This window comes from Acinetobacter entericus (genome assembly GCF_026168575.1).
Lineage (GTDB): Bacteria > Pseudomonadota > Gammaproteobacteria > Pseudomonadales > Moraxellaceae > Acinetobacter > Acinetobacter bouvetii.
Genome location: NZ_JAPEQW010000041.1, coordinates 1 through 13,801, shown reverse-complemented (window position 1 = coordinate 13,801; position 13,801 = coordinate 1). Strand labels below are relative to the sequence as shown.

Below are 13,801 nucleotides of genomic sequence, written 5' to 3'. Positions count from 1 at the left end.
CATTTTTACTTTGGAGAAACCGGACATTTCTACTTTGGGCTTACATTTTAGATTCGTATAAGGTGTATTATGTTAATTTTAGAAATTCTATATAAATATAGAATTTTTAAAACTTAAATTCTGGCATGTGTCCCATACTTATCAATCATGATCGAACTGGCTTCATTTAGACCACGTACTGTGACATTCGCACCATTCTTTTGAAATTTATTTACAACAGAATCAAGCATGGCGACTGATGTTACATCCCAAATGTGAGAATGGGTCAAATCAATAATCACCTCCTTTACATCCTCTTTAAAGTCAAAACCTTGCATGAATTTTTCAGAAGAACTAAAGAAGATCTGACCTCTCAACTCATATAAACGGGCCATTCCTTCAAAAGATGCTGTCACCTGGATATCATTTTCAAGTTTATTCGCCAGGAACAAGGCTGAAAGTAATACGCCTGTTAACACACCCAAAGCCAGGTTATGCGTAGCAACAACTACAATCACCGTCGCAATCATGACGATATTACTGCTCTTAGGATTATCTTTTAACTGAGTGACAGAACTCCATTCAAAGGTACTGATAGAGACCATTATCATTACCGCTACCAATGCAGCCATTGGAATCACTTTGAGCCAGTCGCTGATAAATACAACCAGAATAAGAAGAAAAATGCCCGCAGAGAATGTTGATAAGCGTGTAAGGCCACCTGATTTTACGTTAATCATAGATTGACCAATCATTGCACAACCGGCCATGCCACCCATAAAGCCAGAAGCAATATTCGCAATCCCTTGTCCCTTACATTCCTGATATTTATCACTTGGCGTATCAGTCATTTCATCCACGATAGTTGCTGTCATCATCGATTCAAGTAAACCTACAGCCGCCAGTGCGACTGAATAAGGCAAAATAATCATCAATGTTTCAATATTCAAAGGAATATCTGGAATCAAGAACATTGGAAGTGTGTCAGGTAAAGACCCCATATCGCCCACGGTCCGTACATCAATTCCTAAAGCGATTGCCAATAATGTGATTGCAATGATGCAGACTAGTGGAGAAGGGAGTAATTTTCCTAATTTGGGAACCAGAGGGAATAGATAAATAATTGCTAAACCTAAAGCAACAAAAGCATATACATGCCAGGTCACATTAATCAGTTCAGGCAATTGAGCCATGAAAATTAAGATCGCTAACGCATTTACGAATCCAATAACCACAGATTTAGATACAAACCGCATTAACTTGGCGAGCTTTAAATAGCCTGCCAATATTTGAATCACGCCTGTCAAAATTGTTGCTGCCAGCAGATATTCAAGCCCATGCTCTTTGACCAATGTGACCATAAGCAGCGCCATTGCACCAGTGGCTGCTGAAATCATGGCAGGACGACCACCTACGAAAGAAATCACGACGGCAATACAGAAGGATGCGTATAGACCAACTTTAGGATCTACACCTGCAATAATTGAAAATGCGATGGCTTCAGGGATGAGTGCAAGACCGACGACTAATCCGGCAAGTACATCCCCACGGATGTTAGAGAACCACTGTTCTCGGACATTAGATAACATAAACATAGCCTGTTTTTTAATTTTTCAGATAGGCTAGTGATGTGATATATACAACACACAAACGACTACACCACATCACTAGACAGTGATGAGTTATTTACAGATTTAAGACGATAAATAAACTTAAGGTGGCGTAAGTGTCATAAGATGAAAGAACGTTTTAGAGTAAAAAAATCAGGACAAGAGTAACAGCTAGGTACTTTTTTATAAAGCCTGGATGTTATATCCAAGCTTTGTTTAATCGGTATTTTATGAAGCTTTTGGCTCCCCAAGTAATTGACCTATTTCCAAACGTGTATAGCCACGTTCTTTAAAAATCAAAACAATAGCCTGTTTATAATCTTCAGAAGTAGAAGTCTTATACTTAGTTATCAGTTGATTTTCAGAATTCAGCTCAAGATCATTTTTGATGGTCAATACTTCGCTAGAGATCTTGTTAAAGATATTTAGGTTAAACATACAGGCACTCGTCATCCGTATTATAGCGGCCCGACTATAACGAATACCTGTCTTAGCTACGCTAGACACCCTTGGCCGCAAGGATTACAAATTAAGAAAAATTTTGCAAGTTTCTGCCTATTGAAAGAATAAATAATATCCCCCAAATGCTATCTATTTAACATAATGGCGGTTATATGAAATGCAACTAAATTTAGTTGCATTTTTTAATTTCAAGGGACTATACTTAGTCGTAACTGAGTAGGGCTAAAATATGGGTAAAACGGAAAAGTTATTGGAAAAATTTGGAAATTCAAAAAATACGTTTCCATATAAAGATTTAGTCGTTTTACTGAGCCAGCTCGGCTATGAAAAATTTGAAATGGCAGGCTCTCGTGTTCGGTTTTTTAATGAAAAAACTGAACATATGATTTTACTGCATAGACCACACCCTGAAAATGAAATCAAAGGTGGGGCATTGAAAGCTGTAAAACAGGCACTCAAGCAGGAGGGATTTTTATGAGCTATTTAAAGTACAAAGGTTATCTCGGAACAATTGAGCCTGATCTTGAAACAGGTGAGTTATTTGGAAAACTTGCTTTTATTCGTGATCTTATTACCTATGAAGCGGAAACTTTAAAAGCCCTTGAGAAAGCTTTTCAGGAATCTGTAGACGGCTATTTAGAATCATGTGCTGAACTAGGAAAATCTCCTGATCAACCATTCAAAGGCACTTTTAATGTCCGTATTAGCCCTGAATTGCACCGTAAGGCGGTTTTAGCATCAAGTAATTCTCTAAATGCCTTTGTCAGTGAGGCGATTCAAGAAAAGTTAATGCGTTTAGGTGCGTAATTTATTGAAGCCTAGGCTACTACCTAAAAATTGAAAAACTCAGCAAAAATGGGAGCTTAAAGCTCCCATTTTTTTAGTTTCGTGTAAGGTGTATTATGTCAATTTTAGAAGAAATTAAGAATTATCCAATTGAAATTAAAAAAAATATATATTTATAATTAAATGAGCATCCAAGTTAAGAACTAAAATGATAAGAGACGATTTAAAAAAATATCCTAAAGCGATATGGGTACATTTTTACAAAAACCGTATAAGTTTGATGGCAGAGAATGGCATAGCCAAAGCAACTGAAATTCCTAAATCACCTTATGATCACCCAAGAATGATTTTGGCAGATTTTGAAAGCGCTACAACAACATTAAAAGCTTTAATGAGACACCATTCTAACGGTTTATCTTTTTTCAAGTTTACAGCTCCTATTACGATTGTCCAAATAATGGAGCCGATACAAGGTAGTTTAACTAAGATTGAAATACGAGCTTTTAAGGAGTTATTTTTTAATGCTGGTGCAAGAGAAGTAAAGCTATATGACCTTGATGGAAATTCTATTGAAGAATAATTTTATAAGCCCTATTTAACATAATGGCGGTTAAGCCCCTTTTAGAGGCACTGTTGCAAATAGAAATTTGAGTCGATGAANTGGAAATTCTATTGAAGAATAATTTTATAAGCCCTATTTAACATAATGGCGGTTAAGCCCCTTTTAGAGGCACTGTTGCAAATAGAAATTTGAGTCGATGAAGTTCCCTTTAAAAAGTGCTTAGAGACCGAAAACCCTGTTGATTAGACACACTTCACCCAGAGGCTGACCATAATAAAATGATGAAGCTTGTCCTTTACGCAGTGCACGCATGACTTCAATACCTTTAATTGTGGCATAAGCCGTTTTCATAGATTTGAATCCTAACGTGGCCCTGATGATCCGCTTTAACTTACCATGATCACATTCGATCACGTTATTTTTGTACTTAACCTGCCTGTGCTCAAGGTCTGGTGGACATTTTCCTTCCTGTTTTAACCGTAATAAAGCACCTCCATATGTGGGTGCTTTATCCGTATTGATCACTTGTGGAATTTGCCACTTCTTCACATTATTTAAAATTTTTCCAAGAAAACAATATGCTGATTTGGTATTACGTCTAGAAGAAAGATAAAAATCAGGTGGTGTTTCAAAAAGTATGCTGAAAAAAAGCAGGTTGGATTTTGATAAAATAGAGAAATGCGAATAACTCTAGAAATCAAGTGTCCAGCCTGCCTAAGTGACAGTATAAAGAAAAATGGCACAAAAGTAGATGGTAAGCAAAATTACCAATGTAAAATATGCAGACGTCAATTTATTGGTGATCATGCTCTCAGTTATCAAGGCTGTCACTCAGGTATCAAAACCAAAATATTACACCTCATGGTGCGAGGCAGTGGTGTCAGGGATATAGCAGAAATTGAAAGAGTAAGTATCGGTAAAGTTCTACGGACACTTAGCCAATCAAAATATCAACTTCGAGCACAGCAAAGTCATTATGAAACCCTTGAAGTAGATGAGTTTTGGACTTTTGTTGGTCATAAGCAAAATAAACAATGGCTAATTTATGCCTATCATCGAGAAACAGGTGAAATTGTTGCTTATGTATGGGGTAACCGAGATTTAGCCACTGCAAAACGACTTAAATTAAAATTGAAGCAGTTAGGTGTAAGCTATACATGTATATCAAGTGACCATTGGGATAGCTTTGTTACGACCTTTAAAGAATGCAAACAGTTGATTGGTAAATTTTTCACTGTGGGTATAGAAGGCAATAATTGTCGATTACGGCATCGAATCAGGCGAGGCTTTAGGAGAAGCTGCAACTTCTCCAAAAAGCTTGAAAATCATTTCAAAGCCTTTGATTTAGTGTTCTTTTATATCAATAATGGATTCGTTTAATGCCAGCATACTTTTTGAAACACCACCTGGCCCTTTAACGCAGATGAAACTTTGTGGCTGAGTATATTCTTGAATTGATTTAAGCAAACTCATTGCTTATCGAGATAAGGGGGGATATGGTTTTCTTTTTCCGCCTTCATCTGCTCTTTAGAAATAACCGAGATATTATGCTTAAGTGGAAATTACCCTTTAGATCCTGAAAAAATTGGATTTCCAAACTTAATTAGATCTTAAGAACTTAAATTTATCCTGAGAGAAAATATTTTTGAGGGTAGATCAGTGAGTCAACAAGTGGGTGTATTACGAAATAATAAAATATTTCTCAGTATTTGCACATTGGCCTTGGTGATTTTAGGAATTTGGTGGGGCAGCAGTTTACTACTAAATAAAAATAAAACGGAAAAATCAAAGACACAAAATGTAGTCGCCAATGAAACAGAAACAATAGATGTGTCTGGTAATCAGATTTTAATTTCGCCCACACAGATTCAACAAGCAGGTATTCAATTACAAACTTTAGGACAAGCGACAAGAGATGTACAATTCGCACTGACTTTGCAGGGGCAAGCGCAGTGGTCACCTCAAAGTAAAGTGGTTTTAACCAGTCCTGTAGCGGGGATAGTGCAACAGGTACTAGTGCAACCTTTAGCAGAAGTGGGTTTACACAGTCCTGTACTGGCCATTCATAGCCCTGATTTAATTCAGATTCAAAATGAAATTTTACAAATTCGTGCACAACTGCAATTGGCCAGCCAAAATTTGGCACGTGAACGCAGTTTATATGCTGAAGGGATTATTGCTGAAAAACGTGTACAGGAAGCCCAGAATGTAGTGCAACGACTGAATATTGATTTGAGTGCCAAGCAACGCATGTTGCAGTTTATGGGAGGAAGTAGCAGTCAGGGACTGAATTCCGTAGTGTATGTCAAAAGTCCAGCCAGAGGCAGTGTAGAAAGTTTACAGGTATCTGCAGGTCAGTATGTAGAAACCGGTGCAGTACTGGGCCAGTTGGTGAATAGTGATCTACCTTTGCAATTAATGCTGCAAGCCCCTTTAGCGGATAGCAAATATATCCAGATTGGCGATTTGGTCAAAGTTGAGGGGTGTGAAATTACCGGGCAGGTACAACAAATTGCACCAGCACTTTCAGGCAATACGCAATCTCAAAATGTTCTAGTCCAAATGCAGGCCAAGGATAACTGTTTAAAAGTACAACAGTTTGTTAAAGCGAATATTCAAAGCCATAACCCGACAACAAAAACCGCATGGGTAATACCGAGTGCTGCCTTAACTTTAAAAGATAACAAGCACTTCATTTTTATCAAGAATCAAAATGGTTTCGTGGCAACGCCTGTGGAACTGGTGGGGGCGAACCAGCAGCAAAGTCATGTGATTGGAAATGCATTAAAACCTGGAATTCAAGTTGCTGTGCGGGGTGTCGAACGTCTAAAAGCCGTTTGGTCAGGTTTCGGTGCAGAGCAGGCACCACCTGCCAGCAGTAGCACTGCGGTGAATTGAGGTTAGGCACATGTTAAAACGTATTATTGCATTTTCACTGAGTCAACGAATCCTAATGCTGTTATTGGGTATGGCAATCAGTGTTGCGGGTTATTTGGCATTTACCAAATTGCCGATTGATGCCTTTCCCGATGTATCAAGCACACAGGTTCAAATTGTGATGAAATCTCCTGGCATGACGCCAGAAGAGGTGGAAAGCCGTATTGTGGTACCGATAGAACAGGAAATGTTGGGAATCCCTCATCAAACTGTACTACGTTCACAATCTAAATATGCTATTGCAATCATTACCCTGGATTTTGCAGAAGGGACAGATCCTTATTGGGCCCGACAACAGGTCAATGAGCGTTTGACTGGAGTCATGTCAGCTTTGCCTGGCAATGCCTCTGGCGGGATTGCGCCTATGACGACGCCATTAGGTGAATCTTTTATGTTCACTTTACATGGTCCTATGAGTGATATGGAAAAACGAACCTTGCTCGATCGGGTCGTCCGTCCACAGCTCAGAAAAATTGAAGGGGTAGCGGATGTCAATGTCCTGGGTGGTTTGGCACGTACCTTTGAAGTGACACCTAACCTGGATGCTCTGGCATCGAGAGGTCTATCTCTTGATCAGTTAAAACAAGCAATTGAATTAAATAATGCAAGTGACGGTGCAGGGCGTCTGAATGAAAATGGAGAATCATTACTGATTCGTAGCGATAGTCGTGTCACCAATTTACAAGAGCTGGGTGAGATTATTGTTTCCAATCATCAGGGGACGCTGGTGCAAGTGAAGGATGTCGCCGATGTTCATACCGGTGCCCTTACCCGTTACGGAGCGGTAACCGAAAATGGTCAGGGTGAAGCTGTTGAAGGGATTGTCCTCACCTTAAAAGGCGCCAATGCACGTCAGGTTGTGCAAAGTGTGCGTGAACATTTGCATGACATTGAGAAAAACTTACCCCCGGGCGTTACGATCAAGCCTTTTTATGACCGTGGTGAACTGGTGAATCGTGCCATTCATACCGTGAGTAAAACCTTGGTCGAGGCGATTGTATTGGTCCTGATTTTATTGCTGTTGTTTTTAGGCAATTTAAGAGCCGCTTTGGTGGTTGCCGCGATTTTACCTTTATCTGCGTTGAGTACTTTCTTAATGATGCGTCAGTTTGGATTAAGTGCCAACCTGATGTCATTGGGTGGTTTAACCATTGCCATTGGTTTGCTGGTCGATGCGGCGGTTGTGGTGGTTGAAAATATCGAAATGCAACTGGCAGATGCACACGAGTCCAAACACCGTTCGTTTTTACCCCCGCTGAATGTCATTTATCGCGCAGTTTGTGAGGTGGCGGTGCCGGTGACTGCAGGAATGATCATTATTATGCTGGTCTTCATTCCGTTAATGACGTTGCAAGGTCTGGAAGGGAAGCTTTTCTCTCCAGTGGCACTGACCATTGTCTTTGCATTGTCGAGCTCACTGATTTTTTCATTAACGATTATTCCGGTGCTGTGTTCCTATTTTTTAAAATCTCAAGCACATCACACGCCGTATATTGTTGCTAAGCTGGAACAGGCATATAGCAAGGTGTTAAATGCAAGTTTGGTCCATCCGAAACGTGTTTATGCTTTGGCCGGAGGTGCTTTGGTGGTTGCTGCACTCATTTTTCCACTCATTGGTAAGTCCTTTATGCCAACCATGGATGAAGGTGACACCATATTGCAGCTGGAAAAAATGCCATCGATCAGCCTGCAAAATTCGATTGCACTTGATCTGGACATTCAAAGAAGAATTCTAAAACAAGTTCCAGAAGTGGCCCGCATTGTGGCAAGAACCGGTTCGGATGAACTGGGCCTTGACCCTATGGGCTTAAATGAAACCGATAGCTTTGTCATTTTGAAACCGCAAGATCAGTGGCAGGGACAAAGTAAGGAGCAGATTTTAGCCAAAATTCGCCATGTATTGGCCGATGTTCCTGGGGTCAATCTCACCTTTAGTCAGCCGATTGAAATGCGGACTTCAGAAATGTTATCGGGTGTACGTGGAGATTTGGCCGTCAAAATTTTTGGTACCGATTTAGATCAGCTGAATCAGCTGTCTAAGCAAATCTCTACCGTTCTACAAGGGATCAAAGGCAGTGAAGATGTCATGACTTTGGAAAATTCTGGGGTGCAATATCAGGAATTACGTATTCGTCGTGATATGGCTGTCCGCAATCAGTTAGATAGTCAGAGCATACAGGCACAACTCAAAATGCTCATTGAAGGGCAGCAGATTAGTTCGATTATTGAACAGGGGCGACCAGTTCCATTGATGATGAAAGGTGATCCACGTCTGGGACAATCCAGTTTTGCCCTCGCGAACATGAATTTACCTGTTGCAAACTCAGCGGCTGTACCGTTGTCCTCTTTAGCAGAAATGGTCAAGACTGAAGGCGTCGTCAAAATTGACAGGGAAAATGCTTCAAGAATGTCCGTTGTCCGTGCCAATGTGCGTGACCGGGATCTGGTTGGTTTTGTCGAGGAAGCAAAACAGCAGGTTGCCCAGAAAGTTAAATTACCGGCCGGCTATTCATTGAAATGGGGTGGACAGTTTGAAAATCAACAACGTGCAGCAGCGCGTCTGATGCTGGTTGTCCCTGCAGCGTTGACCATGATTTTCTTCCTGCTCTTTACAACTTTAGGGTCTGTTCGTCAGGCAGTACTGGTTTTTGTGAATATTCCCTTTGCTTTAATTGGGGGAGTCGTAGCCTTAGCCATTACCGGTGAATATTTATCGGTACCTGCTTCTGTTGGGTTTATTGCATTAATGGGGATTGCCGTACTGAATGGTTTGGTGATGATCGGTTATTTTAACCAGCTCATTTCACGCGGCGTTGCAATTGAAGAGGTGGTTCGTGAGGGGGCGATGCGACGTTTACGTCCAGTAATGATGACTGCAAGTATCGCGGCTTTGGGTTTAATTCCCTTGCTCTTTACCACTGGGCCAGGTGCTGAAATTCAGCGTCCATTGGCGATCGTGGTGATTGGGGGATTAATTTCCTGCACCTTACTGACGCTGATTTTACTTCCTAACTTGTTCAAACAATTTGGTTTAGTGCGAGATACTCATGTCTGAAATGTGCCAACTCTCTATCAACATCTCCAGTGATATTGCGGAAGAATTAATGAGCCATTTATGGCTTATTCCCGAGATTGTGACAGGATGTACCTGTATCCCGGCACAAGGTTTCGGCAGCCGCCAACATTATCGCAACATTCAAGAAAAAATTCGGGGTGCAACTGAGCGTAATTTGATTCTGTTGATTTTACCCCTCGCAACTGTACCTTTAGTTTTAGCCCATATCCAAAAGAAATTTAAATCAAGTGACTGTTTCTATTGGGTATTACCAACCATAACATCGGGTTATGCTGGTCAAGGAGAAGTGAACGAATGAAACCAGAGATAGCGACTCAACCCCGTTTGCTGGGTAAAGCCTTACGTTTACTGGGCTTGGGCTGTTGTGTGATGATGACTTCTGTCGTATCCGCGGAACCCGCTTTGGATCAAGTCTTGCCGCAACTCGATGCGGTCAAACAGAGCTTGTTACAGCATCCAACTGTTCGATCGGCAGTTTCGGACCAGGACTATGCCAATTTTGCAGGACAGGGGCTAAAACTGGGCCATCCCTGGACCGTGCGTGCAGGCATGCAGCTTCGTAACAGCAACGCCCAGGATGGTCAAACAAAGTCCAATAGTTATGAGCCGAGCTTTGGTATTGAAAAGCAGATTCGTTTGCCTGGCAAATACGAGCTGGATCAGGATTTGGCGCAACGAGGGATGAGTATTGCGGAATTAAAATATGAAGATGCCAAACATGAAGTTGCCAAAAATTTGCTAAATCAGTGGTTTGCATATATGCGCAGTGCTTTGCAATTGACGCGTTTAGAGGAACAGCAAGCAAGAATACAGCACTATATGCAAATGACCCAGCAGCGTATTCGTGCTGGAGATGCCCCACGACTGGAACTGATGCTACTTAGCAATGAATCGCGGCAAATCGAAGAGCAATATATGCAGGCTAAAACAGCTTACTATCAAGCACAGCAGTTATTGTCACGTGATTATCAGGGAAATATTCCAGAACACTGGAGCAGTGATGTCATCAAAATTCGACCACTCGAATATACACAGACTGAATGGATACAGCAGGTTTTGTCTGCCAACCATGAGCTTGAGCTGGTTAAAACACAGGCAGCACAGCAAGATGCATTAGTCAAAAGAGAGCAACTCAATCGGGTACCTAATCCTACGGTCGGAGTGGGCTATAGTCGTGAACAGTCTGGCGTTGAAAACTTGATGAGTGTGAGCGTTTCAATTCCACTCGCCAGTCGGCAAGTGCGTATAGCTTCTGGTATGGCCATGGCGGAAGCTCAAAAGGCCAATTTTGAGATCGGACGAGTAGAAAACCGTTTGCGTCAGGAAACGCAATACTGGTTTACGCAGATGGAGTCGGCAACTGTACGGAGTGAGCAGGCTCAACAGAATTTGGCACAGTTACAGCAACAACATGGATTGATGCAAAAAGCATATAAGCTTGGTGAATTGAGTTTAAATGAACTGTTACTTCATTCACAGCAACTGGTTGATGCGCGCGGTCGAATTGATCAAGCCAAAATTGATTATGCAGAAAGCTTGAGTTTACTATTGCTGAATTCGCATCAGTTATGGCCTTTACATGAGGATCATCAGGCAGAGTAAAATAGTAGAGTGCTGATATATCAATGCCTTGTATGATCATTATTCGGTTGGTGTTCTGTCTTTCTTGGGCCAGAGTACCTGCCGCTTTCACAGAAATAAATATAGGCTTATAAGTAGCAGAATGAGAAGGTAGCTCAGACGTGAGAATATTGTTAGTTGAAGACGATGCCTTACTGGCTAAGGCGACAGCACGGGGCTTAGATCATGCAAATTTTGTGGTCGATATCGCCACCACAGCAGAGCAAGCCTATCATTTTTTGGCGAGTTATGATTATCAGTTTATTTTGCTTGATTTAGGTTTGCCAGACCGGAATGGATTGGAAGTTTTAAAGTCACTGCGCCGTAAAAAGAATAAAGTAGGCGTTATTATTCTGACTGCTCAGGATAAAATTCAGGAGCGTATTTCAGGTTTGGATGCAGGAGCAGATGATTTTGTAGTTAAGCCATATGATTTGTATGAAGTCATTGCACGGATTCAAGCGGTATTGCGCCGTATTTCAGGTGAAGTGAGTGATTTGATTCAGATTGGCAATATTGCAGTTAATAAAGCGACCAAACAGGTACTGAGAGATCAAACTGAAGTTGAATTAACTCAGAAAGAATTTCACTTGCTGGAACTCTTTATCCTTAACCGTGGCCGGATTATTTCACGGGAGAGCATAGAAAACTCATTTTATGCCTATGATGCGGATGTAAGCAGTAATGTGATCCAGGTCTATATTCATAATTTACGGCGCAAGCTTGGGAAAAACATTGTCCGTACAGTGCAGGGTTTTGGCTATATTATGGATGAAAATTATTAATGGCCAATTTCATTCGCAGTTATTCACTGACCAGACGTCTATCATTTATTTTAATGGTCATCACCGCCAGTGTGTGGGTGGGTAGTTTAGGTTGTATTTACTGGGGAATGCAGCGTACCGCGAATAATATTTTTGATAAATCACTGGCTGAAACAGCCCATGCTTTACTTTCGACTACTTCAAGTTCACTGGCGGGGCGAATCCCGGATCATACGGTCATCGAGAAAGCTCAAGGGGAGCATTATAATCAGATTATATTCCAGATCTGGCATCGTAATGGCAAGTTGATTTATCGTTCGGTTGGCATTGGCACACATCCGTTTGTCCAGCAAGCCAACTTTGGCTGGATTCAGATTCGTAATAAAACCTATCGCAGTTATTCGGTTTGGGACAGCACCCACACTATACAAGTACAAATTGCACAGGTTTGGACGATCCGTCAGGATATTCAGAGAGATATGTTGTTATTTTTAATAGGGATTTCAGCATTTTTTTTACCATTACTGTCCTGGCTGATTTTACAGATCATACGCAGCCATCTTTCTACTGTGTTCAGCATCAGTCAAAACTTGGAAAAGCAGTCGATTGAGCATTTAAAACCTATTAATCTTGTCGTACCCAAAGAAATCGAACCTTTGGTGAATTCATTAAATACATTATTGAGTGAAATTGCAGAAAGTTTGCAACGTGAAAAACGTTTCACCTCAAATGCAGCTCATGAGTTACGTACACCTCTAGCTGCGATCCGCCTGCATGCACAAGTTTTGCAGAGCGCACGTTCTACCGAGGAGGCGCGAGAAGCAACTGAGGACATCATGATTGGCATTGATAAAACCTCGCGAATGATTACGCAGTTACTAACCTTGGCACGGATTGAACCCGATGCTCATCAAGCTCAAGGCTCGGTTGATCTCGTTAATGTGATTCAAAGTACCCTTGCGATGATGGATTTTCAGCTTCGTCAGGCAAAGATTGAATTACAGTTACAACTGGAGTCGGCCCTGGTCATGGCACAAATGGATCAATTGGAAATTATGCTCCGTAATCTTTTAGAGAATGCCATCATCTATCGTAGTTATGAACGCCCGTGTGTCATAAAAATCAGTTGTGGCTGTGTTAAAAATTATAGCTTTGTGCAGATTGAGGATAATGGAATTGGTTTGGATGAAGCACAAATACCGCTGATTTTCCAAAGATTCTATAGGGTGAATCAGAACAGTGTCATTATTGGTAGTGGTCTCGGCTTATCGATTGTTAAGCAAATTGTCGATTTATATCACGGAAAAGTTGAGTTACGTCGGACAAATGCTATTGGTGGTCTTATGGTTAGGATTGAATTTAACCAGCAGAACTAAATAATGACGCTATTTAATGGGCTGAGAACTAGTTTTCAAAATTGAAGATTGGGGTGCCATAACTACTTATGGCTATATAGCGACAGAGGTAAAAAAGCCTACTGTCCTACACTCATATATTGCAGCATAAGTCTGATAAAAGCAGTAATATAACTTATGCCACTTAAAGTGAGGGTGATATTAGAGTCTGTAACTCATTTTGTGTAAGTCCGATTTTTTATAAATGATCATTTAATCAACCATCGAAATGAATAGTAAATCAATTCATTGCTTAAAGTCATGAGTAGTAATGCCACATAAGATTGGCAATGTCTATTTCTTAGCAGGATTTAATGTTGCGAAGTAAATTACTTCTTTCTTCATAGAATCATCGGAAGAAAAGATTTTTCTTTTCTTGATTGACGGATCACACTATTCAATGACTCATTTGTATAAATTGTATGATGTACTTTAGCAGGATAGCTAATGTCTCCTCTGATACAATGGTTGTCCCTGAAGGTAGTATATGTCAACAAATTCACCAATCTTTACATAATGTAAAAGTCTTTTGGAAGCAGAATAAGGGTTCATCAGATACTTAAAATGGCACTGTTGCAAATAACCACGAATGGTAAGCTGAAGACTGTTTT

12 protein-coding genes and 2 pseudogenes are annotated in these 13,801 nt (G+C 40.8%); 10 read left to right on the top strand and 4 right to left on the bottom strand.

The genetic code is table 11. The features are described 5' to 3' along the window. Positions 1-113 precede the first annotated feature (113 nt). Both OKC24_RS17850 and OKC24_RS17845 read right to left on the bottom strand, forming a co-directional pair. Positions 114-1,568 (bottom strand): SulP family inorganic anion transporter, encoded by a 1,455-nt coding sequence (locus OKC24_RS17850; protein WP_026438532.1) that lies wholly within the window; start codon positions 1,566-1,568, stop codon positions 114-116. A gap of 249 nt (positions 1,569-1,817) precedes the next feature. After that, on the bottom strand, positions 1,818-2,027 hold the full coding sequence (locus OKC24_RS17845) for a hypothetical protein (protein WP_004976362.1): 210 nt from the start codon (positions 2,025-2,027) through the stop codon (positions 1,818-1,820). Positions 2,028-2,280: 253 nt separating this feature from the next. On the opposite strand from OKC24_RS17845, the gene OKC24_RS17840 reads away from it, so the two are divergent. The 3 genes from OKC24_RS17840 (at position 2,281) to OKC24_RS17830 (ending at position 3,417) form a co-directional block, all read left to right on the top strand. Then, complete coding sequence (locus tag OKC24_RS17840) at positions 2,281-2,529, top strand: type II toxin-antitoxin system HicA family toxin (RefSeq protein WP_004812233.1); 249 nt, start codon at positions 2,281-2,283, stop codon at positions 2,527-2,529. Next, positions 2,526-2,858 carry a type II toxin-antitoxin system HicB family antitoxin gene (locus tag OKC24_RS17835; protein WP_005404859.1) on the top strand — a complete coding sequence of 111 codons (333 nt, stop codon included), beginning with the start codon at positions 2,526-2,528 and terminating at the stop codon, positions 2,856-2,858. The genes OKC24_RS17840 and OKC24_RS17835 overlap by 4 nt, the downstream gene beginning before the upstream one ends. A 187-nt stretch (positions 2,859-3,045) precedes the next feature. Beyond that, a complete protein-coding gene (locus OKC24_RS17830) occupies positions 3,046-3,417 on the top strand; it encodes a rod shape-determining protein (protein ID WP_032029059.1) in 372 nt (123 codons plus the stop codon). Between the two features lie 201 nt (positions 3,418-3,618). Here OKC24_RS17830 and OKC24_RS17825 read toward each other — a convergent pair. Then, positions 3,619-4,017: pseudogene (locus tag OKC24_RS17825) on the bottom strand (DDE-type integrase/transposase/recombinase); the annotation flags it as partial. A 60-nt stretch (positions 4,018-4,077) separates the two neighbouring features. Here OKC24_RS17825 and OKC24_RS17820 point away from each other — a divergent pair. The 7 genes from OKC24_RS17820 (at position 4,078) to OKC24_RS17790 (ending at position 13,172) form a co-directional block, all read left to right on the top strand. After that, complete coding sequence (locus OKC24_RS17820) at positions 4,078-4,779, top strand: IS1 family transposase (RefSeq protein ID WP_004282341.1); 702 nt, start codon at positions 4,078-4,080, stop codon at positions 4,777-4,779. Positions 4,780-5,058: 279 nt separating this feature from the next. Beyond that, positions 5,059-6,297, top strand: a complete 1,239-nt coding sequence (locus tag OKC24_RS17815; protein WP_111885207.1) for an efflux RND transporter periplasmic adaptor subunit — start codon at positions 5,059-5,061, stop codon at positions 6,295-6,297. Between the two features lie 10 nt (positions 6,298-6,307). Continuing rightward, positions 6,308-9,391 carry an efflux RND transporter permease subunit gene (locus tag OKC24_RS17810; RefSeq protein ID WP_111885206.1) on the top strand — a complete coding sequence of 1,028 codons (3,084 nt, stop codon included), beginning with the start codon at positions 6,308-6,310 and terminating at the stop codon, positions 9,389-9,391. Beyond that, complete coding sequence (locus tag OKC24_RS17805; protein ID WP_016165445.1) at positions 9,384-9,710, top strand: DUF3240 family protein; 327 nt, start codon at positions 9,384-9,386, stop codon at positions 9,708-9,710. The genes OKC24_RS17810 and OKC24_RS17805 overlap by 8 nt, the downstream gene beginning before the upstream one ends. Beyond that, the gene (locus OKC24_RS17800; protein ID WP_104442406.1) at positions 9,707-11,014 is read left to right on the top strand and encodes a TolC family protein; all 1,308 of its coding nucleotides are present in this window, start codon (positions 9,707-9,709) and stop codon (positions 11,012-11,014) included. Before OKC24_RS17805 ends, OKC24_RS17800 begins: the two co-directional genes overlap by 4 nt. 140 nt (positions 11,015-11,154) lie before the next feature. Further along, on the top strand, positions 11,155-11,817 hold the full coding sequence (locus tag OKC24_RS17795) for a response regulator (protein ID WP_086194903.1): 663 nt from the start codon (positions 11,155-11,157) through the stop codon (positions 11,815-11,817). Then, complete coding sequence (locus OKC24_RS17790) at positions 11,817-13,172, top strand: ATP-binding protein (RefSeq protein WP_111885205.1); 1,356 nt, start codon at positions 11,817-11,819, stop codon at positions 13,170-13,172. Before OKC24_RS17795 ends, OKC24_RS17790 begins: the two co-directional genes overlap by 1 nt. A gap of 315 nt (positions 13,173-13,487) precedes the next feature. On the opposite strand, the pseudogene OKC24_RS17785 reads toward OKC24_RS17790, so the two are convergent. Then, a pseudogene (locus OKC24_RS17785) lies at positions 13,488-13,651 on the bottom strand (IS256 family transposase); the annotation flags it as partial. Positions 13,652-13,801: the final 150 nt, after the last annotated feature.

Bases quoted from the DNA above. Each gene is read 5' to 3' on its own strand.
- OKC24_RS17790 (WP_111885205.1), top strand. From the start codon at position 11,817: ATGGCCAATTTCATTCGCAGTTATTCACTGACCAGACGTCTATCATTT.
- OKC24_RS17835 (WP_005404859.1), top strand. From the start codon at position 2,526: ATGAGCTATTTAAAGTACAAAGGTTATCTCGGAACAATTGAGCCTGAT.
- OKC24_RS17800 (WP_104442406.1), top strand. From the start codon at position 9,707: ATGAAACCAGAGATAGCGACTCAACCCCGTTTGCTGGGTAAAGCCTTA.
- OKC24_RS17850 (WP_026438532.1), bottom strand. From the start codon at position 1,568: ATGTTATCTAATGTCCGAGAACAGTGGTTCTCTAACATCCGTGGGGAT.
- OKC24_RS17810 (WP_111885206.1), top strand. From the start codon at position 6,308: ATGTTAAAACGTATTATTGCATTTTCACTGAGTCAACGAATCCTAATG.
- OKC24_RS17820 (WP_004282341.1), top strand. From the start codon at position 4,078: ATGCGAATAACTCTAGAAATCAAGTGTCCAGCCTGCCTAAGTGACAGT.
- OKC24_RS17845 (WP_004976362.1), bottom strand. From the start codon at position 2,027: ATGTTTAACCTAAATATCTTTAACAAGATCTCTAGCGAAGTATTGACC.
- OKC24_RS17840 (WP_004812233.1), top strand. From the start codon at position 2,281: ATGGGTAAAACGGAAAAGTTATTGGAAAAATTTGGAAATTCAAAAAAT.
- OKC24_RS17805 (WP_016165445.1), top strand. From the start codon at position 9,384: ATGTCTGAAATGTGCCAACTCTCTATCAACATCTCCAGTGATATTGCG.
- OKC24_RS17830 (WP_032029059.1), top strand. From the start codon at position 3,046: ATGATAAGAGACGATTTAAAAAAATATCCTAAAGCGATATGGGTACAT.